The following is a 1093-nucleotide window of genomic DNA, read 5'->3' on the forward strand; positions in this document are numbered from 1 at the left end:
GGGGGAGATGCCCGGCAGGGCAGAGCATCTGTGTTTACTGTCAAGGTGGAGTTGGTGTCCAGAGGCGGTTTTGGGCGAGCAGGCAATTGGCCAAGACGATGAGCTTGCGCATGATGGCGACGAGGATGACCTTGGGTGGTTTGCCGGCAGCTTTGAGCGTCTTGGCAAACACGGCAAGGGCCGGATTGTAACGCTGCGCCGACAGGGCGGCCATGTAGAGGGCGCGCCGCGGGGCCGGCCTTCCCGCACGAATGGAGCGCCGACCATGCCTTGCGCCGCTATCGTCGGCGATTGGAGCAAGGCCTGCCAGCATGGCCGCCTGCTTGCCGGAGCACGTGCCGAGTTCGTCCATTCCGGCGATCAGGGCGGCGGCGGTGATACGGCCGATGCCGGGAACGGAGGTCAGAATCTCGGCCTTGCGGCACAGATCCGGCTGGGCGATGATCCGGCGCTCGATTTCGCCATCCAGCCGTTCGACATGCTGCTCCAGCACGCGCATGACGCGGCGAAGCTCTACCCGCAGAAAGGCGGTGTCGGCAACCTTGCAACGGTTCTTCACGGCCGTGAGCTCGCCCTGGGCGCCAGCCCTTGCATTGACCAACTCCTGCAAAGCCTCGATGTCGAGGCTTGGAGGCCCGCTCGGCTGCGGCCGGAGGACGGCGGCAAGCAAGGCCAGCATGCGGGCATCGATCCGGTCGGTCTTGGCCAGATAGCCGTTACAGCCGGCAAACTGCCGGGCGCGCCATGGATCGACGATCGCCACTGCAAATCCGTCGGCACTGAGCGAACGGTGGGCGGGGCGATGGAACTTGCCGGTCGCCTCCATGACGATGCGATCAGGCCGCAGTCTGGTCAGCATCCGCTTGAACTGGCGGATACCGGCCTTGTCGTTGCCGAACCGCCGGCTTTCCGCCTGCGGAAGGACATGAATGTCGAGCCACTCTTTACAGACGTCCACACCGACATAAACTGCGGACGTCGCGTCTTGTTCGAACGAAACCTTGCCTTGCATGCGGGACTTGCTCCCCATCATCTGTTCAGGACAAACGTGAAGACGGACGGACCAAGCTCTGCCTCGGTTCAAGCCAAGGGG

General features: G+C 63.9%; 1 protein-coding gene. It reads right to left on the reverse strand.

The features are described from left to right. Positions 1 to 40 precede the first annotated feature (40 nt). Positions 41 to 1012 (reverse strand): IS110 family RNA-guided transposase, encoded by a 972-nt coding sequence (locus HGO38_RS30985; RefSeq protein WP_250959630.1) that lies wholly within the window; start codon positions 1010 to 1012, stop codon positions 41 to 43. Positions 1013 to 1093: the final 81 nt, after the last annotated feature.

Source organism: Rhizobium sp. CG5, assembly GCF_023701945.1.
Taxonomy (GTDB): domain Bacteria; phylum Pseudomonadota; class Alphaproteobacteria; order Rhizobiales; family Rhizobiaceae; genus Allorhizobium.

What these genes read in the sequence shown, in the direction of transcription:
- HGO38_RS30985 (WP_250959630.1), bottom strand. Translation starts at nt 1,012, where the DNA reads ATGCAAGGCAAGGTTTCGTTCGAACAAGACGCGACGTCCGCAGTTTAT.